The organism is Veillonella sp. VA141 (assembly GCF_003992175.1).
Classification (GTDB): Bacteria; Bacillota; Negativicutes; order Veillonellales; family Veillonellaceae; genus F0422.
Genome location: NZ_RQVM01000001.1, coordinates 277,503 through 301,058, shown reverse-complemented (window position 1 = coordinate 301,058; position 23,556 = coordinate 277,503). Strand labels below are relative to the sequence as shown.

Annotated in this window: 22 protein-coding genes and 3 pseudogenes; 24 read left to right on the top strand and 1 reads right to left on the bottom strand. The window is 41.7% G+C overall.

Annotated features, from left to right (window positions below):
- Nucleotides 1-184 precede the first annotated feature (184 nt).
- From EO112_RS01420 to EO112_RS01340, 14 genes and pseudogenes are all read left to right on the top strand, one after another.
- A complete protein-coding gene (locus EO112_RS01420; protein WP_003505338.1) occupies nt 185-631 on the top strand; it encodes an RNA polymerase sigma factor in 447 nt (148 codons plus the stop codon).
- Nucleotides 621-824, top strand: a complete 204-nt coding sequence (locus EO112_RS01415; RefSeq protein ID WP_003505336.1) for a helix-turn-helix domain-containing protein — start codon at nt 621-623, stop codon at nt 822-824. The genes EO112_RS01420 and EO112_RS01415 overlap by 11 nt, the downstream gene beginning before the upstream one ends.
- 624 nt (nt 825-1,448) lie before the next feature.
- Nucleotides 1,449-1,847: a plasmid mobilization relaxosome protein MobC gene (locus EO112_RS01410; protein ID WP_002569238.1), complete on the top strand. Its 399-nt coding sequence runs from the start codon at nt 1,449-1,451 to the stop codon at nt 1,845-1,847.
- Nucleotides 1,819-3,441, top strand: coding sequence for a relaxase/mobilization nuclease domain-containing protein (locus EO112_RS01405; protein ID WP_002569237.1), 1,623 nt, complete (start codon nt 1,819-1,821; stop codon nt 3,439-3,441). Before EO112_RS01410 ends, EO112_RS01405 begins: the two co-directional genes overlap by 29 nt.
- A 185-nt stretch (nt 3,442-3,626) precedes the next feature.
- Nucleotides 3,627-3,839: a hypothetical protein gene (locus EO112_RS01395; RefSeq protein ID WP_127162577.1), complete on the top strand. Its 213-nt coding sequence runs from the start codon at nt 3,627-3,629 to the stop codon at nt 3,837-3,839.
- Complete coding sequence (locus EO112_RS01390) at nt 3,829-4,578, top strand: phage replisome organizer N-terminal domain-containing protein (protein ID WP_002569235.1); 750 nt, start codon at nt 3,829-3,831, stop codon at nt 4,576-4,578. The genes EO112_RS01395 and EO112_RS01390 overlap by 11 nt, the downstream gene beginning before the upstream one ends.
- A pseudogene (locus tag EO112_RS01385) lies at nt 4,575-5,429 on the top strand (ATP-binding protein). Before EO112_RS01390 ends, EO112_RS01385 begins: the two are co-directional and overlap by 4 nt.
- A complete protein-coding gene (locus EO112_RS01380; RefSeq protein ID WP_002569233.1) occupies nt 5,426-5,614 on the top strand; it encodes a transposon-encoded TnpW family protein in 189 nt (62 codons plus the stop codon). Before EO112_RS01385 ends, EO112_RS01380 begins: the two are co-directional and overlap by 4 nt.
- A 111-nt stretch (nt 5,615-5,725) precedes the next feature.
- Nucleotides 5,726-7,336: a recombinase family protein gene (locus EO112_RS01375; RefSeq protein WP_002569232.1), complete on the top strand. Its 1,611-nt coding sequence runs from the start codon at nt 5,726-5,728 to the stop codon at nt 7,334-7,336.
- Between the two features lie 1,115 nt (nt 7,337-8,451).
- On the top strand, nt 8,452-8,853 hold the full coding sequence (locus EO112_RS01360; RefSeq protein ID WP_009354051.1) for a hypothetical protein: 402 nt from the start codon (nt 8,452-8,454) through the stop codon (nt 8,851-8,853).
- Nucleotides 8,854-9,010: 157 nt separating this feature from the next.
- Nucleotides 9,011-9,919, top strand: a pseudogene (locus tag EO112_RS01355) (DNA topoisomerase); the annotation flags it as partial.
- 79 nt (nt 9,920-9,998) lie between these two features.
- Nucleotides 9,999-10,178, top strand: coding sequence for an AbrB/MazE/SpoVT family DNA-binding domain-containing protein (locus EO112_RS01350; protein WP_038145158.1), 180 nt, complete (start codon nt 9,999-10,001; stop codon nt 10,176-10,178).
- 17 nt (nt 10,179-10,195) lie between these two features.
- Complete coding sequence (locus EO112_RS01345) at nt 10,196-11,623, top strand: helix-turn-helix domain-containing protein (protein ID WP_009354052.1); 1,428 nt, start codon at nt 10,196-10,198, stop codon at nt 11,621-11,623.
- A gap of 173 nt (nt 11,624-11,796) precedes the next feature.
- Nucleotides 11,797-12,141 (top strand): hypothetical protein, encoded by a 345-nt coding sequence (locus tag EO112_RS01340; protein ID WP_206168561.1) that lies wholly within the window; start codon nt 11,797-11,799, stop codon nt 12,139-12,141.
- 26 nt (nt 12,142-12,167) lie between these two features.
- Here EO112_RS01340 and EO112_RS01335 read toward each other — a convergent pair.
- Nucleotides 12,168-12,400 (bottom strand): annotated as a pseudogene (locus EO112_RS01335) (endonuclease); the annotation flags it as partial.
- A 105-nt stretch (nt 12,401-12,505) separates the two neighbouring features.
- Between EO112_RS01335 and EO112_RS01330 the strand changes: the two are divergent.
- The 10 genes from EO112_RS01330 (at nt 12,506) to EO112_RS01285 (ending at nt 23,540) form a co-directional block, all read left to right on the top strand.
- Nucleotides 12,506-13,456, top strand: coding sequence for an IS481 family transposase (locus tag EO112_RS01330; RefSeq protein WP_009354056.1), 951 nt, complete (start codon nt 12,506-12,508; stop codon nt 13,454-13,456).
- 119 nt (nt 13,457-13,575) lie between these two features.
- Complete coding sequence (rlmD, locus tag EO112_RS01325; protein ID WP_062403133.1) at nt 13,576-14,955, top strand: 23S rRNA (uracil(1939)-C(5))-methyltransferase RlmD; 1,380 nt, start codon at nt 13,576-13,578, stop codon at nt 14,953-14,955.
- 172 nt (nt 14,956-15,127) lie between these two features.
- On the top strand, nt 15,128-15,367 hold the full coding sequence (locus tag EO112_RS01320) for a GlsB/YeaQ/YmgE family stress response membrane protein (protein WP_009354058.1): 240 nt from the start codon (nt 15,128-15,130) through the stop codon (nt 15,365-15,367).
- Between the two features lie 454 nt (nt 15,368-15,821).
- Entirely contained in the window at nt 15,822-17,414 is a 1,593-nt protein-coding gene (locus EO112_RS01315) for an ABC transporter substrate-binding protein (RefSeq protein ID WP_164723928.1), read from the top strand.
- Nucleotides 17,415-17,431: 17 nt separating this feature from the next.
- On the top strand, nt 17,432-18,418 hold the full coding sequence (locus tag EO112_RS01310) for an ABC transporter permease (protein ID WP_127011109.1): 987 nt from the start codon (nt 17,432-17,434) through the stop codon (nt 18,416-18,418).
- Nucleotides 18,415-19,269, top strand: coding sequence for an ABC transporter permease (locus tag EO112_RS01305; RefSeq protein WP_127160268.1), 855 nt, complete (start codon nt 18,415-18,417; stop codon nt 19,267-19,269). The genes EO112_RS01310 and EO112_RS01305 overlap by 4 nt, the downstream gene beginning before the upstream one ends.
- A gap of 9 nt (nt 19,270-19,278) precedes the next feature.
- Nucleotides 19,279-20,109, top strand: a complete 831-nt coding sequence (locus tag EO112_RS01300) for an ABC transporter ATP-binding protein (protein WP_127160267.1) — start codon at nt 19,279-19,281, stop codon at nt 20,107-20,109.
- On the top strand, nt 20,096-20,704 hold the full coding sequence (locus EO112_RS01295; protein ID WP_126940899.1) for an ABC transporter ATP-binding protein: 609 nt from the start codon (nt 20,096-20,098) through the stop codon (nt 20,702-20,704). The genes EO112_RS01300 and EO112_RS01295 overlap by 14 nt, the downstream gene beginning before the upstream one ends.
- A gap of 113 nt (nt 20,705-20,817) precedes the next feature.
- On the top strand, nt 20,818-22,164 hold the full coding sequence (locus tag EO112_RS01290) for an anaerobic C4-dicarboxylate transporter (protein ID WP_127162575.1): 1,347 nt from the start codon (nt 20,818-20,820) through the stop codon (nt 22,162-22,164).
- Nucleotides 22,165-22,256: 92 nt separating this feature from the next.
- Nucleotides 22,257-23,540, top strand: a complete 1,284-nt coding sequence (locus tag EO112_RS01285) for an APC family permease (protein ID WP_062403123.1) — start codon at nt 22,257-22,259, stop codon at nt 23,538-23,540.
- Nucleotides 23,541-23,556: the final 16 nt, after the last annotated feature.

The following is a 23,556-nucleotide window of genomic DNA, read 5'->3' as shown; positions in this document are numbered from 1 at the left end:
TAGCAAACCTGGCCGAGCCAGTCAACGGTCAAGATGAACGGGCTTCGCCCGCCGTTGACAGCCCCGCCCGGTTTTGCAGTTAGGCAGTCAAGGAGCGACAGCCTAAAGTGCTGCCGCCCCTTACTATCATAAAAAGCAACTACTAACCAGCCACAGCCCTTTTGGGAGGAAAGGGGGATTTTCCATGACCTGTACAGAAGAATATCGGGAACATATCGAGTACACTTTCCATGCCTTTTGCAAAGTCGTTATCCGAAATGCAACGATCAACGCAGCGAGGACACGGAGCAGGAAGCACAAAAGAGAAATATCCCTTGAATACCTCACAGACGAAAAGCACTACCCTTTAGGCACGACAGATGAATATTTCCAAGCCCCGGAGCCGGACGAGGAATACATACTTACCCTTTGCGGCGATACGGTCATTTTCAGCAGCGGCTTACTTGCGGAAGCCCTGTCACGGCTGGACGAACGGGAGCGGGAAATGATTTACCTGTCCTTTTTCAAGCGTATTCCACAGCACGAAATTGGCAGACAGTACGGGCGCAGCCGCAGCACAGCGGGCTACCATATCCGAAAAGTCCTACGGCAGCTCCAAGCGGAAATGGAGGGAATGGCATATGAGAAATAATAGGCTTCTCCCCTATGAAACAATCGTCCAAGCCACCAGCGGGGAGCCGGAAGCGGTGGGAACTGTATTGCAGTATTACCGCCGCCGCATACAATGTGCCGCCCGTGTGAATGGACGGGTAGACCAAGATACAGAGGACTACATCACCCAGACGCTTCTCACAGCTATTTTCAAGTTCCGCTTTGGGAGATAGCCCTACCGCCTACAACTGAATAACCGCCGCTTCGCCGGCAACCAGAAAGCAGTAAATCTATTCAACAGATTTGCTGCTTTTTTTCGTTCCTGTTTGGCATTTTTGAAAATCCCCAGTATGAAAAAACAAAAGGGAAAATTGCCGCCGCAGTTGGCAAAATCCCTTACTTATCCGTGGAGGGTATCAAAGAAAAAAATACTGCCATTGTCCGCCTTTTTCGGCTTGCGTGGTGTTGTAGGGAATAAGGGGAAATTCTAAAAATCTCCGTCCATTTTGCTTTGCGTGGTGTTGTAGGTAGTGAAAGGAAAATTTTCAAGATATGCCGGAATAGCGGGTAGCAAAGCCCTTTTGAAACGTCTTGTTAGCGGAAAGTACGGAAGCCGGGGAACGCCGGAGTTTTTCAGAGCAAGATTCTACCGCAGTACCAAAATTCGCTTATCGCTCATTTTGCCCCTGCGGGAATCTTGTTGGGGAGTGCCTTCCCCAAACCCTGCTTATGCGGCTTACTCCGCTGGAAAATCCCTCAAAATAATTTTTCGGATTTTTCAAAAACAGTTCCGCTTTACACCCTGTTTTTCTCCTATTAGTGAGAGGACACCACGCACAGCCGAAGGAGGTTTTACCATGCGAAAACGATATAACACGCCGCACCGCAGCCGGGTAGTCAAGACACGCATGACCGAGGAAGAATACGCCGAGTTTGCGGAAAGGCTTTCTGCTTACAACATGAGCCAAGCCGAGTTTATCCGGCAAGCCATAACCGGGGCAGCCATACGCCCCATCATAACCGTTTCCCCCGTCAATGACGAGTTGCTTGCCGCTGTCGGGAAGCTGACCGCCGAATACGGCAGGATCGGCGGCAACTTAAACCAGATAGCCCGGACGCTGAACGAGTGGCACAGCCCCTACCCGCAGCTTGCCGGGGAGGTACGGGCGGCGGTTTCCGACCTTGCTGCCCTAAAGTTTGAAGTCTTGCAGAAAGTGGGTGACGCTGTTGGCAACATTCAAACATATCAGCTCTAAAAATGCGGACTATGGCGCAGCGGAAGCCTATCTCACATTTGAGCATGACGAGTTTACCATGAAGCCCACCCTTGATGAAAACGGGCGGCTGATACCGAGGGAGGATTACCGCATTTCTTCCCTCAACTGTGGGGGCGAGGATTTCGCTGTTGCCTGTATGCGGGCTAATCTCCGCTATGAGAAAAACCAAAAACGGGAAGATGTGAAAAGCCACCACTATATCATCAGCTTTGACCCACGGGACGGGACAGACAACGGCTTGACCGTAGACCGGGCGCAGGAGCTGGGCGAGCAGTTCTGTAAAGAGCATTTCCCCGGACACCAAGCCTTAGTCTGCACCCACCCGGACGGGCATAACCACAGCGGCAATATCCATGTGCATATCGTCATCAACTCCCTGCGGATTTATGAAGTCCCGCTTCTGCCCTACATGGACAGACCAGCCGACACACGGGAGGGCTGCAAGCACCGCTGCACCAACGCCGCTATGGAATATTTCAAGAGTGAAGTCATGGAGATGTGCCACCGGGAGGGGCTTTACCAAATCGACCTCCTAAGCGGCAGCAAGGAACGGATAACCGAACGGGAATACTGGGCGGCAAAGAAAGGACAGCTTGCCCTTGATAAAGAGAACGCTGTCAGAGAAGCCGCAGGACAGCCGACCAAGCCCACCAAGTTTGAAACGGACAAGGCGAAGCTGCGCCGGACGATACGGCAGGCACTTTCCCAAGCTGGCAGCTTTGACGAATTTTCTTCCCTTTTGCTGCGGGAGGGTGTGACCGTCAAGGAGAGCCGGGGGCGGCTTTCCTACCTCACGCCGGACAGGACAAAGCCTATCACAGCCCGGAAGCTGGGGGACGATTTTGACAAGGCTGCTGTCCTTGTCCTGCTTACGCAGAACGCCCACAGAGCCGCCGAACAGAGCAAAGCCATACTCGAATACCCTGCCGCGGTTAAAAAGCTGTCACAAGGGGAAAAAACCACAAAAACCACCCCGGCAGACAACACCTTGCAGCGCATGGTTGACCGGGAAGCCAAGCGAGCCGAGGGCAAGGGCGTGGGCTATGACCGCTGGGCGGCAAAGCACAACCTAAAGCAAATGGCAGCTACCGTTACCGCCTATCAGCAGTACGGCTTTTCTTCCCCGGAGGAACTGGACGAAGCCTGTTCTGCCGCCTATACCGCCATGCGGGAAAGCCTTACAGAGCTGAAGCAGATGGAAAAGACGCTGAACGGGAAAAAGGAGCTGCAACGGCAGGTGCTTGCCTATTCCAAGACCCGCCCTGTCCGGGACGGGCTGAAACAGCAGAAAAACGCCAAAGCAAAAGCAGCCTACCGTCAGAAGTACGAAAGCGACTTTATCATAGCAGACGCAGCCGCCCGCTATTTCAGGGAAAACGGCATTTCCAAGCTGCCGAGCTATAAAGCCCTGCAAGCAGAGATTGAAACCCTTATCCAAGAGAAAAACAGCGGCTACAACGATTACCGGGCAAAACGGGAGGAATACCGCCGCTTACAGACTGTCAAGGGCAATATCGACCAGATTTTACACCGGGAGCGCAAGCCTGTGAAAAGGCAGGAACAGGAACGATAAAAACCGCCCCAAAATGTACCCGAACCTATACAGAACAAGGGGGCTGCCCCGTACCCTATCCGCAAATACCAAAGGATTTTTTAACGGGCTTATAGGGCAGAAAAAACCCGAAAATGATACCGAGATGATACAGAATTACCGCCGATACCGCCACACCAGCGGAAACGGCAGAAAGGAGCGCACCCATGCCAAGAATGAGCAAGAAACGGCGGCTGGAATGGTCTTTTTTCCTGCGGCAAGTGAAAGTCGGGAATTCCACCTGCGATCGTATCACATACAATGACCTCTGCCGGGGCTGTACCCATAGCTGCAAGCAGAGCTTCCGGGCGGTTATCATACTCTGCCCCCACTACTACTCCAAATGCCGGAAAAAGGAGGACAGGGACAATGGCAGATAACCGCAAGTATTACTACCTCAAGCTGAAAGAGAACTTTTTTGACAGCGACTCCATTGTGCTGCTGGAAGATATGAAAGACGGGATTTTATACTCCAATATCCTCTTGAAGCTGTACTTAAAATCGCTGAAAAACGGCGGGAAATTGCAGCTTGACGAGCATATCCCCTACACAGCGCAGATGATAGCGACACTGACCCGCCACCAGATAGGGACGGTTGAGAGGGCTTTAGAGATTTTCCGGCAGTTGGGGCTTGTGGAGCAGCTTGACAGCGGGGCTTTCTATATGACCGACATTGAGCTGATGATAGGACAGTCCTCTACCGAAGCCGAGCGGAAACGGGCTGCAAGACTGGAAAACAAGGCACTTTTACCGCCCCGGACAAAAGGCGGACATTTGTCCGACATTCGTCCACCAGAGATAGAGATAGAGTTAGAGAAAGAGATAGAGATAGAAAAAGAGAGAGAGGGAGAAACGGGACACCCCGCCCCCGCCGCTTATGGCAGATACAACAATGTGATACTGACCGATACAGAGCTTTCCGGGCTAAAAACAGAGTTGCCCGACAAGTGGGAGTATTATATTGACCGGCTTTCCTGCCATATCGCTTCCACCGGGAAACAGTACCACAGCCATGCAGCCACCATTTACAAGTGGGCGCAGGAGGACGCTGCCAAAGGCAAGGCTGCCCCGAAACAGGGCATACCCGATTATTCATGCAAGGAGGGCGAGAGCTTATGAAAAACGGAATTGAAGCTATGATTACGGACATTACAGCCACTACCGCCGAAGCGGAGGACTACACAGGCGAGGACGGGCTTTTATACTGCGGTAAGTGCCATACGCCCAAAGAAGCCTATTTTGCAGAGGGAAAGACTTGTTTCGGGCGTGACCGCCACCCGGCAGAGTGCGACTGCCAGCGGGCAGCCCGTGAAAAGCAGCAAGCCGCCGAAAGCCGACAGAAGCACCTTGAAAAAGTGGAGGACTTGAAACGCCGGGGCTTTACCGACCCTGCTATGCGGAACTGGACATTTGAGCATGACAACGGCAGAAACCCGCAGACCGAAACCGCCCGCTTTTATGTGGAGAGCTGGGAAACCATGTAGGCTGAAAATATCGGCTACCTGTTTTGGGGCGGCGTGGGGACGGGAAAAAGCTACCTTGCCGCCTGTATCGCCAACGCCCTTATGGAAAAAGAGGTTGCCGTCTGCATGACAAACTTTGCAACGATACTGGGTGACCTTGCCGCCAGCTTTGAGGGCAGGAACGAATATATTTCCCGCCTTTGCAGCTACCCTCTGCTGATACTTGATGATTTCGGTATGGAGCGAGGAACAGAATACGGGCTGGAACAGGTTTACAGCGTGATTGACAGCCGTTACCGAAGCGGCAAGCCGCTGATCGCCACGACCAACCTCACGCTGGAGGAATTGCAGCACCCGCAGGACACGCCCCACGCCCGTATCTATGACAGGCTGACTTCCATGTGCGCCCCCGTCCGCTTCACGGGCAGCAACTTCCGAAAGGAAACCGCACAGGAAAAGCTGGAACGCTTAAAGCAACTGATGAAGCAGCGAAAGGAGAGCCTATGACAGAAACGAAACAGACAAGCACCACCAAAACAGACCGCCGCCCGGACTGTGTGACGGAAATCCGCATGGGCAACTCCGTCCTTACCGTTTCCGGCTTCTTCAAGCAGGGCGCAACCGACACCGCAGCCGACAAGATGATGAAAGTGCTGGAAGCGGAAGCTGCTACACAAAAAACGGCGATTTGACCGACCATAAAGAAGCAGATTTGACGCTTTTGCCGCTATACAGACAGCCGCCCCATGTGGTACAATCAAGGTACGGAATAGTGGGGCTGGCTGTCGGAAACGGAGGATTTTATGTTAAGACAGACCAACCAACAACCAATTACCGCCCTTTACCCAAGACTATCCCATGAGGACGAGCTGCAAGGCGAAAGCAATTCCATTTCCAATCAGAAGCGTATCCTTGAAACCTATGCAAAGCAGAACGGCTTTTCCAATCTGCGCTGGTACACGGACGACGGTTATTCTGGTGCGAACTTTCAAAGACCCGGTTTTCAAGCCATGCTTGCGGACATTGAAGCCGGAAAAGTCGGGACAGTTATCGTAAAGGATATGTCGAGGTTAGGGCGAAACTACCTGCAAGTGGGAATGTACACGGAAATGATTTTCCCACAGAAAGGTGTCCGCTTCATCGCTATCAATGACGGAGTGGACAGCGCACAGGGCGACAATGACTTTGCCCCGCTGCGGAATATCTTTAACGAATGGCTGGTGAGAGATACGAGCAAGAAAATCAAAGCAGTAAAACGCTCAAAAGGCATGAATGGCAAGCCCATCACAAGCAAGCCTGTGTATGGCTACCTCATGGACGAGGATGAAAATTTCATTATTGACGAGGAAGCTGCACCCGTAGTCAAGCAGATATACAACCTCTGTCTTGCCGGGAATGGTCCGACCAAGATAGCCCGTATGCTCACAGAGCAGCAAATCCCCACGCCGGGAACGCTTGAATACCGCAGGACGGGCAGCACCCGCCGCTACCACCCCGGCTATGAGTGCAAGTGGGCGACCAATACCGTAGTGCATATCCTTGAAAACCGGGAATACACAGGCTGTCTGGTAAATTTCAAGACAGAAAAACTTTCTTACAAAGTCAAGCACAGTGTAGAAAATCCCCCGGAAAAGCAAGTGATTTTCGAGAACCACCACGAGCCTATCATAGACACCCAAACATGGGAACGGGTGCAGGAGCTTCGCAAACAGCGCAAACGCCCAAACCGCTATGATGAAGTGGGTTTGTTCTCCGGCATACTGTTCTGTGCGGACTGCGGCAGCGTGATGTATCAGCAGCGATACCAGACGGACAAGCGCAAGCAGGACTGTTATATCTGCGGCAACTACAAGAAACGCACCCATGACTGTACGGCGCACTTTATCCGCACCGACCTCTTGACCGCTGGTGTACTCTCCAATCTGCGGAAAGTGACCAGCTATGCGGCAAAGCATGAAGCCCGGTTTATGAAACTCTTGATTGAGCAGAACGAGGACGGGGGCAAACGCAGGAACGCCGCCAAGAAAAAGGAACTGGAAGCCTCCGAGAAACGCATAGCCGAGTTATCCGCTATCTTCAAGCGGCTGTATGAGGACAGCGTGACCGGGCGCATATCAGACGAGCGTTTCACAGAGCTGTCGGCAGACTATGAAGCAGAGCAACGGGAGCTGAAAGAAAGAGCCGCTGCTATTCAAGCGGAGCTTTCCAAAGCACAGGAAGCCACCGTGAACGCAGAAAAGTTTATGAATGTTGTCCGGCGGCATACCAGCTTTGAAGAACTTACCCCTACTCTGCTGCGGGAGTTTGTAGAGAAAATCGTTGTGCATGAGTGCAGCTATGACGAGAACAAGACCCGCAGACAGGACATTGAGATTTATTATTCTTTTGTTGGCAAGGTGGACTTGCCCGAATAACCGCCCGACCTATCCGACACAATGCGCAAGTGCCGGATAGGAACGGCAAAATTTTTTACACTTCTATTACTTCTTTATCGCACATCAGTAAAGAGCCAAGGTATAAAGCAGCTGATGGATAGGTAGATGTAAACAAGAAAAGAAAGGAAAAGCACAATCCAGAAGGAACAGACGATTGTGCCAAGAAATGTTTATGAGTTAGCAAGAGTGCTGATATAATAGAAAAAGGATCATTAGTGATAGATGACACAAGAGAAAGGCAGAAAATATGCATATAAGCTATAAACCCCTCTGGCATATATTAATGAGCGCAGAATGAAGCAAACATGGAGTTGAAAAGTATAGTTGCAATGAAAATGTATAAATCAAAAACTTGGCAGCACGAAGTTACTGGAAGTTATGATACAATTCTTTTTGGTAAAAGCATATTTAAATACACATGGAAAGAGACTGGAGAAATTGTATTGATAAAAGATTCGTTCAACAATCAGATCTGCAGATTATCGATTTATACTGTGAATATTGATGGAGAATCCCATAGTTTTGCCGCTGGAGAATTTAGTAATGGTCAGTGGAGATTCTATTTGTTTAGATATTGAGTATGTTAAAATAATATAAGCAAACTAGAATTGACCGAGCTCTTCAGAGCGAGGGATGCTTCTTGACAGTTAGGTCAAGGAGATGAAAAGAAAGAGATAGAGGACATTGAATTTATGGAGGTGGATGATTTGAATATAGAAACCTTTTTTGATGATATAGTTTCACAAAATAAAATTGAGGACATATTTCCGAGATGATGCTATTATAAAAAGCCATTGTACCAATGAAATGTTTACTGTTGAATAATATATTAAAGCTAATTGTGAATATCCATGAGATTGGGATGGGAAGATAGAACGCATTGATAAAACTAATAATATTATTATTCTGGTGTGTCAACTATTTTTGAAGTATAAAAGCGTATCATTTCATGTGGTAAGTTTTATTAGAGTAGAAAACGATTTAATTGTCGAAATGGATGAATACTTAGCAGATGATGTATTGGCATCAGAATGGCGTAGAAAAATAAAAATAGGGAAGCCTATTTATTAAATTTGAATTTCTGAGGGATGACGATGAGCAAGCTAAATAACTTAATTGAAAGAATGGAAAACGAAATAGATACAGATAATTTCATTGAAATAATGGATGATTGTATACAGGAAATTGAAGAAAGTGGTATTGGCATTAAAGCAGTGGAACCACTATTACAATTTATAGAGCGACACCCACTTTCTGATTTTGGAGCACCGGGTTCGATTGTCCATTTTGTAGAAAAATTTTATAAGCAGGGATATGAACCTCTCTTAATCTCTTCTATCAAACGATGTCCCACTATGCACACTATTTGGATGTTGAACAGAGTGAAAAACGGAGAGCAAGAGCAACAGGTATACTTTGCGATTTTAAATGACATTGTTCATAATAAGGATATTGATGAAGAAATAAGAAGAGAAGCTCAAGACTTTTTGTCTTGATAAATCCCAGTTTATAAAGATAAAAAGGATTTGTATAGACGTGAACTTAAATTTGTCGGGGAGGGGGTATTTATGTGGATGATATTGGGAATAGGGTCAATAGTGTTTGCAATCCTTAATTTGGTCCGGGCATTTCATGATAAAAACGCAAAATGGTTCTACGCTTGAAAGGAAGTGCAATAACTATTTTGAATATAGTGCCAAGTAGACACTTGACTATACTCAAAGTCTGTATGAAAAGAAACTGATTACTTACCCCAGAACAGACAGCAGGTGTTTAACAGAGGATATGATTGTGAGTACAGTCAACAACACTTTGGGTAAAAATGACTTTGATACAGAGCGTATCAAGGTAGTATTTAACTCTAAAAGGTTACGGACAATCATGCAATCATACCGACAATCAGTTCCGTAAAAAAAGATGTTTCTGAATTACCTTAAGTGAAGCAAAAGGTTACTTCCTTATATCCGATAAATTTAATGCAAGTGTAGGCTATCCTCTGATTGAAAATATAGCAAAGATTGTAGCTTCATTTGACGGTTTTGAACTTACAAGTTCAGGTAAGGTAATTAAAGATGAAGACTTTAGCAAATACCTTAAAGAATACAAATCAAAAAAGAGTGAAAATACTGTATTGTCCGATGTAAGTGTTGGTGATGTTTTGAGCGTTGGAAAATAAAGAGGTTAAAGAAAAATTTCCCCAACCTCCGAAATACTTTACTGAAGATACGCTTTTAAAGGCTATGGAGATTACAGGAAATGACGTACTTGAAAAAGGTGTGGAAATGGAAAGAAAAGGACTTGGTACTCCTGCAACAAGAGCAGGGATTATTGAAACCTGATCTTTAAAGGATTTGTAGAAAGAAATAAGAAAAATCTTTGTAGCCACACATAAAGGAGTTAGCCTCGTAACAATAGTATCTGATACATTTAAGCCAGCAGAAACAACAGCAAAGTGGGGAAATGGAGCTATCCGATATTGCTCCAGGAAAATCATCAAAGGAAGAATTTTTAGAAGCGGTTGAAAATGAGATAAAAGAGACTGTTCTGACATATAGTAAGTAAGAGACAACTAATTTCAGAGTGGAACAAATGCCCTAAAAATATTATAATATTTTGTAGGAAAAATAGGGTGAAAGGAAGTATGAAAGATATATTTATGGCTACAGTAAAAGTTATGGCAAAAGGACAGGTTACTATCCCGAAAAGGATAAGAGAACTTTTGAATTTAGAAAATGGAGATTATGTTACTTTTGTAGTCAATAAAGATAGAGTTGAAATTCTAAATTCCGAAGTTTTTATTGAAGAAAACATTGGGAAATAAAGGGTGGTGAAAAGCAGATGATGATAGATGAAATAAAGAAGTTAATTCAAAATGGAGAGAAGATAGATGTCGAGTTTAAAGAATCCAAAAATGCTTTAACCAAAGATGTCTTTGATACAGTATGTTCTTTCAATAATAGAAATGGTGGACATATTTTACTTGGTGTAAATGATAAAAGAGAGATTGTTGGTGTTAGTAAAGAGAAAGTTGATAAAGTGATTAAGGAATTTACTACGGCGATCAATAATCCGCAAAAGATGTATCCGCCACTTTATTTGCTCCCTGAAATCTTTGATATAGACGAGAAAAAAGTAATTTACATCAGAGTTCCGGAAGGCTATCAGGTGTGCAGGCATAATGGAAGAATTTGGGATAGGTCTTATGAGGGAGACATCAATATAACAGACCATTCCGAACTTGTATATAAGCTATACGCAAGAAAGCAAGGAAGCTATTTTATTAATAAAGTATATCCGAATCTTGATATTGATTTTCTTGATGCTTCTGTTATTGATAAAGCTAAGAAAATGGCTGTTTTCCGAAATAAAAATCATGTTTGGGCGAATATGAGCAATGAAGAACTTCTTAGAAGTGCCAATTTGATACTGACCGATCCGGAAACAAAGCGCGAGGGAATTACATTAGCAGCTATTCTGTTATTTGGAAAAGACAACTCTATTATGTCCGTTCTTCCACAGCACAAAACTGATGGTATATTCAGAGTTGAAAACAAGGATAGATATGATGATAGAGATGTTGTCATAACGAATCTGATTGATAGCTATGATATGCTTATTGAGTTTGGGCAAAAGCATTTGAATGATTTATTTGTATTGGACGGAATAGTCAATGTCAATGCAAGAGATAGGATACTTAGAGAGATAGTTTCCAATACATTGGCTCATAGGGATTATTCAAGTGGGTATCCTGCAAAGATGATTATTGATGATGAGAGAATTACTGTTGAAAACAGCAACTTGGCTCATGGTATGGGAGCATTAGACTTACAGAAATTTGAGCCATTTCCTAAAAACCCTGCTATATCAAAGGTGTTTAGAGAAATAGGTCTTGCTGATGAATTAGGCTCAGGAATGAGAAATACCTACAAGTACACACAGCTTTATTCAGGACAAAATCCGCTATTTGAGGAAGGAGATATATTTAGAACGATTATTCCTTTGAAGAAGATAGCGACGCAAAAGGTGGGTGGAGGGAATGTCCCTCAAGATGTCCCTCACAGTGTCCCTCACGATGTCCCTCAGGGCAGAGATGAACTGATTAAATTTATAAAAACACAAATAAGATTAAATAATAAAATTACAAGACAGGCTATTGCAGAAGGTGCAGGGGTAAGTGTAAAGACGATACAAAGAACTTTGAAGGAAATAGATAATTTGCAATATGTAGGTAGTGGAAATAATGGTCATTGGGAACTTAACGAGTAAAAGTAAGTTGCAGAACCATGATTTTTAGTAGGTAATTGATTTTTAAAAGTACCATGCAATAAGGTTTTGTAGCAGAAAAATTAAGTTGCAGTAAGTTGCAATACACAGAATCAAAAGGTGATTAGAGTAAAATCTAACCACCTTTTTTGTTTGGAAAAAAGAAGAAGGTAAAAATGCGAATAAATGATTTTTATAACATTTTGGAGCTTGTGAGTTCTCCGAAAAATGATTTAAAACAGAAATTTAATCCTGAAAGAATAACATTTCCGATGATTTTTGATAGCTCTAATAATGTAGAGACAGACCAAGAGAAAAAACAGACATTAGTCGAGTATATTATGGAATCATCAGATCAATTTAGCCAGTTAATTGTTTCGGCAATAGGATTTTTAGAAAAAGATTATAGCATTAATTCGAATATAAATATAAAAGTTTTAGAAAATAAAAAATATAACTTACTAAATAATGAGATGCATGTTCAGAATTATGAGATTTTACAATGTATGAATGATGTTTAATGTAGTAGGGGTTAATAAGGAGCTGGTTATCTCGCCATCTCCTTACCCAAATAAATCCCATAATTTTTCCGTATCTTGTAAAGCTCGTTCATCTGGTTTTTGAGGACGAATACTCTTGCATGAGGGTATTCTTCTTTTCTTGCAATTTATCAAGTCTGTCCAAAATATCCTTTGAATTTGGCAGCTTGGAATATGATTTTTTAAGCTCTGGAAGGGCATTTTCATATATGGTAATCTGAGCTTTGTATTTTTCGAAAAATGTAAGAGTATAATATATTTGTGACAAAAATAAAAAAATAAGAAGGCTCTCTATTATAATGAAAGTTGCTAAACCGAATCATTATCTCAAAGGAGGGGCCTTCTTATGTCATCTATTATAACTGAAGAATTACGCTTTCGTAAACTAATTTGTGAATATGCTATCAAACATAAAAACAATGCTGAAGCAGCTAGACGGTATAATACAAGTAGACAACAAGTACAACGTTGGGTAAAGCGCTATGATGGAACGATTGCATCCTTACGGTTAAAGAGCCGTAGACCTCACTCACATCCGAATCAACATATAGCAGAAGAGTTATCGCTAATTAAGCGTGTATACTCGAAATTTAAGCATGAAGGGTTGGCACAAGTATATATAGAAGCTAAGAAACGCGGATATACTCGCTCCTATGGATCGATGTGCTGTCAAATACGCAGGCATATACCTAAGACAAAGGAATCTAAACAATATTATAAAAGCAATTGGAAGCCTGATGTAGTTACATATCCAGGTGAAAAAGTTCAAATTGATATTAAATATGTACCTAATGAGTGCTTACTATTTGACACTAATGGCATTAAATACTACCAAATTACGGCTATAGATGAATACTCTAGGAAACGTATACTATCCATTGTAGACGAGAAGAGCGTAACTAATACGAGTAGATTCTTAGTAGATTTAGAGGCTCGTATGGGCTTTAAAATACATACGATACAGACAGATAATGGACGAGAGTTTACTAATTATGGTCTTAAGGAGCGAGAGTGTTTGTTTGATCGCGTATTACGTAAATTAGGGATAAAACATAAGCTAATACGTCCATTTTCTCCATGGCAAAATGGAAAGGTAGAGCGAAGCCATAAGGTTGATGGAGAGAGATTCTATATAAGAAAGTTTAGGAGTCTTAATGCTCTTTTAAAGGCACATCAACGATATGCAAGTAGATATAATAACATAGCACAGAAAGTATTGGGGTTTAAATCACCCAATGAATATATAGCAGAGTACTTCTTAAATAAATCTTTAGGAGGTTGTGTCACAAATGTTTGACTACTGTAGAGCTTTTACTAGCGATGATGTTAGAATCCGTATTAAGAAGACATAAAAAATGATATAATAAAAGGAAATACATTGATACAAACGATTACATTGTGTATAAGGATATATAGATGAGTGAGAAGAAGAAACAACAGAAAGCACCGGTGTGCGTTGGACATACATATACGATAGAGATTCGCGGCACCGGCAGTAGTGGCGAAGGGGTAGGCAGATACGAAGGGTTTACAGTATTTGTGCCCTATGCTTTACCGAATGAAGCGGTGCAAGTGAAGATTACTATAGTCAAAAAGAATTATGCTGTAGGAGATATTGTAGAGGTGCTCACACCATCTGCAGAGCGAGTGGACCCGCAATGTGAGGTATATGGCAATTGTGGGGGCTGCCAATTACAACATGCGTCCTATACAGAACAATTACGACTAAAAACAGAATCTGTGAAAGCCGTTATCGAACGGATTGCTAAATGTGACCCAGAGTTAGTATTACCTTGCATAGGGCCAGAAGAACCATGGAGATATCGGAATAAGATGCAAATGCCTGTAGGTGGAACCGTAGATAAAATTCGTATGGGATTTTACCAAAAGGGATCCCATAGCATCATTAACCATGAACATTGCCCTATTCAAGATGTAGGCAATGATGAGATTCGTAAAGTTTGCTACGAGGCTATGAATGAATTAGGTATCGAGCCTTATGATGAGCATACCGAAAGAGGTGTGATTCGTCATGTTATAGGGCGGATTGGCAAAGACGAATGGATGGTTATTCTCGTAAGCCGTACAGCTAGTATTCCGCAGGAGCAAGAATTAGTGAATCAGATTGTACAGGCTTTACCACAAGTGACATCCATCGTAGTGAATCACAATCCGAAACAAACGAATGTGATCTTAGGACCTACGAATCGTACCATTTATGGAAAAGACCAAATTACGGATTATATTAAAGATTTATCCTTTCAGTTGTCACCGCATTCCTTCTTTCAAGTGAATCCAGAACAAACCACGGTACTCTATGATACAGCTTTGGAATTTGCGGACTTGAAAGGCCGTGAAACGGTGATAGATGCGTATTGTGGAACAGGAACTATTTCTTTGTTCTTGGCTCACAAAGCAAAACATGTCATTGGAATTGAAATCGTTGAGCCTGCCATCAAAGATGCGAAAAAGAATGCAGAACGAAATGGATACGATAATACAGAATTTATCGTAGGCGATGCAGCGGTGGAAATGCCTAAGTTGTATAAACAAGGCATTAAGCCAGATGTGATTGTATTCGATCCCATCCGTGCAGGCTGCAAAGAAGATGTATTACATGCTGCTGTTGGGATGGGGCCAGAACGGATAGTGTACGTGTCTTGTAACCCATCCTCCATGGCACGAGATATAGAAATACTGACAAAACAGGGCTACCAATTGGTGAAAGTTCAACCAGTAGATATGTTCCCGCAGACGTATCATACAGAAGCTGTGGTGCTGCTGACAAGGAGCTAAGTGATGCAGTAAGTATTAGATCGGCCCATGTCAGGGATGTCCAAGAGTTCGAGGGAAGCGAATTTGATTAATCATCACAGTTGATGTAGAATACAATTGAGATCTTTATTACAGAAGCTACTAAGTATAGTGCTTTCATATAAATATATACACTTTATAAAGGAGGGGTAGTATGATTTGGTCATGTATTATTGGTGGATTGATTGGATTTATTGCAGGTAAAATTACTAAAAAAGCTGGATCTATGGGTATTATTGCTAGAATTATTGCGGGCTTAATAGGTTCTTCTGTGGGACAAGCAATTTTTGGCACTTGGGGACCAAGCTTAGCTGGAATGGCGTTGATTCCTTCAGTCATTGGTGCAGTGATTGTCATTGCTGTAGTATCTTTTTTCTTTGGAAAGAAAAAGTAAAAATATGTCAATTATGTAGAGAAGAAACATAAGTTAGTATATGGATGCGTGTATATATATTTATAGATGGTCTTTTATACTACTTATGTTTCTTTTAATTTGAGAATATATTTATTTCTCACATATAACCAAAAGTCATTTGACAAATGGCGATCGTGTATTGTAGCATTAAAGATAATTACATATAGGGAAAAGAACTGATAAGATATTAGAAAGTTTTAATTCATAAAGTCTTTTTAGAATATATCTAAAGTTGTTTTATGATGTTTGTAATCCATAGTGGTTACCTAATTTATTTAAGAAGAGGGTATCTTTTTTATACAATAGGTGCACTATGGATTTTTTATAAAGATGATTAATTATATATCCGTTTAATCATCATGTTTTATTCGAAAGGAGGATATAGGTTTTAAGGTTAGGGTATAAATATTTTATTTTTGAAAGGGCGTACGTTATGTTAAAAAGATTATTTATGCTTGTAACCACGATTATGGCATTTTTAATGATTGCTGGTTGCGGTGGCAATACAGATCAGGCGAGAGCTGATCGTGCAGCCAAGGGAGAAATTGTTATTTCCATGGGGAAATATATGATTAATGGTGGTTATGACCCTACTAGTGGATGGGGTATGTGGGCTGCGGATCCATTCCACTCTGCGTTATATACAAGAAATGATAAAAAAGAACTGGAAATGGATTTAGCGAAAGATGTAACCATATCTCCAGATGGCTTGCATTATACATTTAAAATTCGTGATGATGTTAAGTTCTCTGATGGTCAACCACTAACAGCTAAAGATATTGTATTTACTTATGAAACAGCACAAAAGGCAGGTGGCTATGTAGATCTTACTTTCATGGAATCAGTCGTGGCAAAAGATGACTATACGGTAGAATTTACATTGAAAAAACCTTGGTCTCTATTTCTTGAAATAACTTCTACATTGGGGATTGTACCAGCCCATGCGTATAATAAAGAAACTTACGGTTCACAACCAATTGGTTCTGGTCCATGGAAAGTAGTGGCATTCCAAAAAGAGCAACAGTTAATTATGGAACCGAATGAATATTATTATGGTGAAAAACCAAAATTAAAAAAAGTGACAGTTTTAAATATTGCTGAAGATGCTGCAGTAGCAGCGGCTAAATCTGGTCAAGTGGATGTGTTATTCTTGAACTCTGACTATGCGAATGCAAAAGTAGATAATATGAAAGTATTTACGATGCAAACTATAGCTTCTTTTACATTGAATCTTCCAACACAACCAGAACGTGAAGAAAATGGTATGAAAGTAGGTAATAATATTACGTCTGACCCAGCCATTCGTAAAGCTTTAAATATTGGTATTAATCGTGCAGAAATTATCAAAAATGCATTGAATGGATTTGGTGAACCAACATACATGTATTCCAAAGAGCTAGCATGGGTTAATCCAGAATTAAATATCACAGATAATCGTGTAGAAGAAGCGAAAAAAATTCTTGAAGATGCTGGATGGAAAGACACAGATGGTGATGGAATTCGTGAAAAAAATGGCGTAAAAGCTGAATTTAAAATTTCCGGTCGTTCCAACGATTTACAACGTTATAATACAGCAGTAGCGCTAGCAGCGGATGCAAAAAAATTGGGCATCAATATGATTGCGGAATCTATGGCATGGTCTGATGCTCGTAAAATTGCTCGTAATGTACCTACAATTTGGGCTTCTAGTGACTTTAATCCATTGTCTCTTTACATGTATTTCCATAGTTCCCAAATTGGTAAAAACGTAATTAATAACCCAGCTATGTATAGCAATCCAACAGTAGATGCTCATATTGATGCGGCATTGGCAGCTAACAGCTGGGATGAAGCGATTAAAGAATTTAAGTTGGCTCAATGGGATGGAAAAACAGGTATAAAAGAAGATGTACCATATTTATGGATTGCCAATGTATCCGTTCCATATTTAGTTCGTGATGGTCTAGACCTAGGTAATGTAGGCGTTAATCAACGTGGACAAGGCATGGGTATTATAGCAAATCTTTCTCAATGGCAATGGAAATAGTATAGTAAGGATCACATATGAATCAGCAAATTTGGTCTTTTATTAGACAACAACTTATTCGTGTGGTACTTTTGATATTTGCTGTCAGCGTAGTTAGCTTTTTGCTCTTAGTTATTTCTCCGATTGATCCAATTGATGCGTACTTTTCGGGATTATCTGTGACGGAGGAGCAAAAAGCGGCTATGGCTGCTTTCTGGCAATTTGATAAGCCACCAGTAGAACGATACTGTATTTGGGCAGCAGACTTGTTACAAGGTAATTGGGGAGTTTCCTTCCTTTACAATGAACCTGTTATTAATGTCATTGCTGAGAAGTTCCAAGAAACTCTTTTGTTAATGATGCTTTCATGGGTACTAGCTGGATTGGTAGGGTTTTTCTTTGGTATCGTCAGTGGCGTATACGAGGGAACATGGATTGATAAAATCATCAATGGGTTTTCCTTGTTGTGCGTATCTATACCAACCTTTTGGTTAGGCATTGTGGTGCTATTTATTTTTGCAGTGGAATTACAATGGTTTCCCTTTGCCTTATCCACTCCCATTGGTAAAATCGGGGCAGATGTCACATGGGCAGAGCGATTATACCATGTGGTCTTACCCGCATTAACTTTAGCGGTTACGGGTGTATCTGCTATCACTCTACATACGAGACAAAAGATGATCGATTGCTTAGGCAGTAATTATATGTTATTTGCAGAAGCTAGAGGGGAAACGCTGTGGCAACGTGTGTTACGACATGGGTTGAGGAATGTGATGATTCCAGCGATTACATTACATTTTGCATCTTTTGCTGAACTATTCGGAGGTGCCATTTTAACAGAAGTTGTATTCTCCTATCCTGGTTTAGGTAGTGCAGTGACATTGGCAGGTCTGCGAGGCGATGTTCCTTTATTATTAGGTATTTCATTTTTTAGTGCCATCTTTGTATTTGTAGGCAATTTAATTGCTAATATATTGTATGCAGTGGTGAATCCAGAAATTAAGAAAGGGGGACATGAGATATGAATGACGATGTAATAGAAGTATCGACTGTTCATTCTTGGACAAGACGTAAAAAAATGTTACTGTTAGCATCTTTTGTATCTGTTGTCCTTGTATTGATTACCATTGCAGGGGCACTTATGCCAGAAGAAAGTTATGCAATCAATTATGGTAATAAATATGCAGAGCCTTCCTTGCAATATATATTTGGTACTGACCATATGGGAAGAGATATGCTATATCGTTGTATCAAAGGTCTATCCATTAGTATTCAAGTAGGCTTATTGGCTGCTTTTGTTAGTTCTTGTATAGCATTGGTGTTAGGAACCTTATCTGCTACCTTTGGGGGAAAAGTTGATGCCTTTATCTTGTGGCTCGTTGATTTGTGTATGGGGGTGCCTCATATTTTGTTAATCCTCATGATTTCTGTGTCCTTAGGAGGCGGAATGAAAGGAGTTGTCATCGGCGTGGTGGCAACACATTGGACTCGCTTAACACGATTGATACGGGCAGAGGTCATGCAACTTCGTAATGAACCATATGTGTTGGCAGCGCGTAATTATGGTCATTCCTATTTCCGTATTGCCAAAGAACATTTTGTGCCACATATTTTACCACAATATATCATTGGTCTTGTGTTATTGTTTCCTCATGCTATTTTGCATGAAGCCGGCATTACTTTTTTAGGCTATGGGTTACCATTAGACTTACCAGCTATTGGTATCATATTGTCTGAATCGATTCGTCATATCTCTTTAGGATTATGGTGGTTGGCCTTTTTCCCTGGTATGACATTAATGGTTGTGGTATTTTTCTTTGATCGATTGGGAGAAGCTTTAAAAGAGTTATTCGACCCTGCACATTCACAGCGATAGGAGGTTCTCATGAAAGAAGAATTATTGCGGGTAGAGAACCTTGCAGTCACTTTTGAAATGTACCAAGGGAAACTTTCAAAACACCATGTACAGGGGATTAAGGACATTTCATTGAACGTCTATACAGGAGAAATATTAGCCGTGGTCGGTGCCAGCGGGTCAGGAAAAAGCTTATTAGCGCATGCTATTATGGGATTATTGCCTTATAACTCTACTGTGGAAGGAAAAATTTTTTATAAGGGAGAAACTTTAACTTCAAAGCAACAAGAACTCTATCGTGGTTCAGAGATGGCTCTAGTACCACAGTCGATCACCTATTTGGATCCGACTATGAAAGTGGGAAAACAAGTTGTTGGACTAACAGGGAATATGGCGGAACAAGAAGCCGTATTTGCGAAATTAGCATTGCGTGAAGGTGTGAGTCGTATGTATCCCTTTGAACTATCTGGTGGTATGGCACGGCGCGTGCTAGTATCGACAGCATTGATTAGTCATGCTCAGTTTATTGTAGCGGACGAACCAACTCCTGGTATGGAAATGAAAGATGCTGTGCAAGCCTTACAGATGTTCCGTGATATGGCGAATGAAGGAAAAAGCTGTATGCTCATCACCCATGACTTAGATTTGGCCATTCATGTGGCAGATCGCGTAGCTGTATTTTATGATGGTCGCTTAATTGATGTGACAAAGGCAAGAAACTTTCAAAGTCCAGAGCTGTTAACACATCCGTATACACAAGCTTTATTTAATGCATTACCACAGAATGAGTTTAGAGACTATTCTAAAGCAGAAGTTGAACAATTTTTGATGACAAAGGAGGGATATGATGTTAGACATTAAAAATCTCACCTTTGGGTATCATGGGGGTGAATTTGTACTGAATGATGTGTCTTTACAAATTGAACAAGGTAAGCGTATTGCATTACTGGGGCCTAGTGGATATGGTAAAAGCACATTAGCTAAAATTTTAGCAGGGTATATGTTGCAAAGAAGTGGCATCGTCACCTTAGATGGGCAAGATATTCGGGAGATACAAGGATACAATCCGATTCAATTGATTTATCAACATCCTGAAAAAGCCTTAAACCCTAGATGGAAACTCAAAAAGAGTTTAGATGAAGCTTGGGATATTCCAGAGTCCTTATTGGATCGTATGGGCATCGAAAGAGAATGGTTGTCTCGTTGGCCTAATGAATTATCTGGTGGTCAATTACAACGGATCTCTATTTTACGTGCTCTTTCACCACAGACGAAAGTATTGATAGCAGACGAGATTACCGCTAGTTTAGATGCGATTACACAAGCGCAATTATGGTCTGTCATTTTAGAAGAAGTAGATAAGCACAATATGACATTGGTGCTGATTACGCATAATCGTCATTTAGCAAACCGAGTTTGTGAAGAATTAGTGGAAATGAATGTAATTAATAACTAACTTTCATGTAAAATATATCCTATAGAAGCGGTTTATCACTGTTTTTATTACGTCACTTGCCGTATAATGTATACGACAAGTGATTTTTTTATTAGAAAGGATTTAGTAATTTCATGATTATTTTATTCGGATTTATTCTATTGTTAGCTTGCTTAATTGTTGGTGTAAGACATGGTGGCTTAGGCTTAGCCGCTGTATCTGGTATCGGTCTTGCTATTTACGTATTTGTAATTGGTCTTGTACCCGGTAAACCGCCAATTGACGTAATGCTAACGATTATGGCAGTTGTAACTTGTTCTGGTTTCTTACAAGCTTCCAAAGGTTTGGATGTCATGCTTGTATACGCAGAAAAATTTCTTCGTAGTAATCCCAAACAAATTACTATTTTAGCGCCGATCACAACATGGTTCTTAACTGTGTTATGCGGAACAGGACACGTAGTGTATACGATGTTCCCAATCATCTATGACATTTCTATCAAAGAGGGGATTCGTCCAGAACGACCAATGGCTGTGGCATCCATAGCTTCTCAAATGGGGATTTGTGCATCTCCAGCATCCGTTGCGGTTGTATCTGTAGTAGCTATGTTAGGGGCAGTCAACTTCCCAGCTAGCGTGGTAACGATTTTATCCATTACAATTCCAGCTACATTTATTGGCGTTATTGTAGCTGGTGTATGGAGTATGCGTCGTGGTAAGGAATTGGCCAATGACCCTGACTTCCAAGCTCGTATTCAAGATCCTGAACAACGTGCCTATATCTATGAAGAGAATAAAGAAGCTAGTGTTGTAAAAGAACTTCCTCGCACAGCATATTGGGCAACCATCATTTTCTTACTAGGTATTTTGGTCATTGCTTTATTCGGTAGTTTCCCTAACCAATTATTGCCATTAGTTCCTAATGCAAAAGGTCTATGGAAACCATTATCTATGACTCCAACAATTCAAATTGCTATGCTTGTGATGGCAGCTTTAATTTTGTTGGTATGTAAAGTAAAAGTTAGCGATGTAACAAGTGGGTCTGTATTCAAATCTGGTATGATTGCTGTTGTGTCGGTATACGGTGTAGCTTGGATGGCAGAAACCTATTTTGGTGCCTATATTCCACAATTCAAAACAACTCTATCGAGTGTGGTAGTAGAGCATCCATGGACCTATGCACTTGTATTGTTTATCATTTCTAAATTGGTTAACTCTCAAGCAGCAGCACTTGCCATCGTGGTGCCAATGGGCTTAAGTGTAGGTGTAGATCCATTGATTGTGTTATCCTTCATACCTGCATGTTATGCATACTTTGTATTGCCAACGTATCCATCTGACTTAGCATGTATTGGTTTTGACCGTTCTGGTACAACACGAATTGGTAAATTTGTTATTAATCATAGCTTTATCATTCCAGGCTTAATTGGAGTATTTACAAGCTGTGTTGTCGGGTATTTTATTGCTCACGCATTATTCTAATATGATGTGATGACATGTATATACCGTCTGTATATACATTCTAGTAGTACAACTGTAAGCTTTGAAAGGTAACAGTACAAGGAGAAAGTAGTATGTTAAACAACAAGTTAGGCCTCATGAGTATCATACTCTTAGGGGTGAATGCAATTATTGGTACAGGAATTTTCCTGCTTCCAGGTAAAGCGGCTGCGTTGGTAGGCGTCAACAGTTTATGGGTTATCGTATTCGATGCTCTACTAGTGATGTCCATTGCCTTATGTTTTGCCGAAATGGGCGGTATGTTCAATAAGAACGGCGGTCCATATGTCTATGCAAAGGAAGCATTTGGTAACTTCGTAGGTTTTGAAGTTGGTTTTATGAAATGGGCAATTGCAACAATTGCTTGGTCTGCTATGGCAGTAGGTTTTGCTACTGCTCTTGGTGCGGTATGGGAACCAGCAAGCACAGAAATGGGTAAAAATGTGATTGCCACATTGATTATCGTGGTACTTGGTATCATGAATATCATGGGTGTTAAGATTTCAAAAATTATCAATAATATCGTAACTATAGGTAAATTGTTGCCATTAATTTTCTTCATCCTAGTAGGTATTTTCTATGTGAAAGGTGTTAACTTCCAACCAATGCAATCCGTGCCAGATATGACGCAAGCAAGCTTTGGAGCGGCGGCTTTAATTATTTTCTACGCTTTCACAGGTTTTGAATCTATTGCGGTAGCAGCGGAAGATATGGAAAACCCTGAACGCAATGTGCCAAAAGCAATTATTCTTGTATTAACACTGGTATCTATTGTATATATCTTAATTCAAGCGATTTGTATTGGTATCATGGGTGATTCCCTTGTTACATCTAAAACTCCTGTAGCCGATGCAGCCTTTGTGTTCATGGGACCTTTGGCGAAAGCAATTGTTACAGCAGGTACACTGATTTCTATCGGTGGTATTAACGTAGCATCTTCCTTCTTGGCACCACGTTCTGGGGTAGCTATGGCGGATGATGGACTGATTCCTAAAGTAGTATCCAAACGTAATAAAAAAGATGCTCCTTATGTAGCGATTATTGTCACTGTAGTATTTGCAGTTGTACTATCTTGGACTGGTAGTTTTGAAAAATTAGCAGCTATTTCCGTAGTATCTCGTTTTGCTCAATACTTACCTACGTGCTTAGCAGTACTTGTGTTCAGAAGCAAACGCCCAGATATGGATAGAACGTTCCGTGTTCCAATGGGACCAGTGATTCCAGTATTAGCTATTGTAGTTAGTGTTTGGTTGATAACACAATCTTCTTTGGAAAAAGTATTCTGGGGACTTGGTGGCTTAGTAGTAGGTGCTGTATTGTACTACATTATGAATCGTAATGGAAAACAAACAGCTTAGTCGCCTAAAATAATAA

Coding starts and splice junctions, on each gene's coding strand:
- EO112_RS01420 (WP_003505338.1), top strand. CDS start 185: ATGACCTGTACAGAAGAATATCGGGAACATATCGAGTACACTTTCCAT.
- EO112_RS01415 (WP_003505336.1), top strand. CDS start 621: ATGAGAAATAATAGGCTTCTCCCCTATGAAACAATCGTCCAAGCCACC.
- EO112_RS01410 (WP_002569238.1), top strand. CDS start 1,449: ATGCGAAAACGATATAACACGCCGCACCGCAGCCGGGTAGTCAAGACA.
- EO112_RS01395 (WP_127162577.1), top strand. CDS start 3,627: ATGCCAAGAATGAGCAAGAAACGGCGGCTGGAATGGTCTTTTTTCCTG.
- EO112_RS01390 (WP_002569235.1), top strand. CDS start 3,829: ATGGCAGATAACCGCAAGTATTACTACCTCAAGCTGAAAGAGAACTTT.
- EO112_RS01380 (WP_002569233.1), top strand. CDS start 5,426: ATGACAGAAACGAAACAGACAAGCACCACCAAAACAGACCGCCGCCCG.
- EO112_RS01375 (WP_002569232.1), top strand. CDS start 5,726: ATGTTAAGACAGACCAACCAACAACCAATTACCGCCCTTTACCCAAGA.
- EO112_RS01360 (WP_009354051.1), top strand. CDS start 8,452: ATGAGCAAGCTAAATAACTTAATTGAAAGAATGGAAAACGAAATAGAT.
- EO112_RS01350 (WP_038145158.1), top strand. CDS start 9,999: ATGAAAGATATATTTATGGCTACAGTAAAAGTTATGGCAAAAGGACAG.
- EO112_RS01345 (WP_009354052.1), top strand. CDS start 10,196: ATGATGATAGATGAAATAAAGAAGTTAATTCAAAATGGAGAGAAGATA.
- EO112_RS01340 (WP_206168561.1), top strand. CDS start 11,797: ATGCGAATAAATGATTTTTATAACATTTTGGAGCTTGTGAGTTCTCCG.
- EO112_RS01330 (WP_009354056.1), top strand. CDS start 12,506: ATGTCATCTATTATAACTGAAGAATTACGCTTTCGTAAACTAATTTGT.
- rlmD (WP_062403133.1), top strand. CDS start 13,576: ATGAGTGAGAAGAAGAAACAACAGAAAGCACCGGTGTGCGTTGGACAT.
- EO112_RS01320 (WP_009354058.1), top strand. CDS start 15,128: ATGATTTGGTCATGTATTATTGGTGGATTGATTGGATTTATTGCAGGT.
- EO112_RS01315 (WP_164723928.1), top strand. CDS start 15,822: ATGTTAAAAAGATTATTTATGCTTGTAACCACGATTATGGCATTTTTA.
- EO112_RS01310 (WP_127011109.1), top strand. CDS start 17,432: ATGAATCAGCAAATTTGGTCTTTTATTAGACAACAACTTATTCGTGTG.
- EO112_RS01305 (WP_127160268.1), top strand. CDS start 18,415: ATGAATGACGATGTAATAGAAGTATCGACTGTTCATTCTTGGACAAGA.
- EO112_RS01300 (WP_127160267.1), top strand. CDS start 19,279: ATGAAAGAAGAATTATTGCGGGTAGAGAACCTTGCAGTCACTTTTGAA.
- EO112_RS01295 (WP_126940899.1), top strand. CDS start 20,096: ATGTTAGACATTAAAAATCTCACCTTTGGGTATCATGGGGGTGAATTT.
- EO112_RS01290 (WP_127162575.1), top strand. CDS start 20,818: ATGATTATTTTATTCGGATTTATTCTATTGTTAGCTTGCTTAATTGTT.
- EO112_RS01285 (WP_062403123.1), top strand. CDS start 22,257: ATGTTAAACAACAAGTTAGGCCTCATGAGTATCATACTCTTAGGGGTG.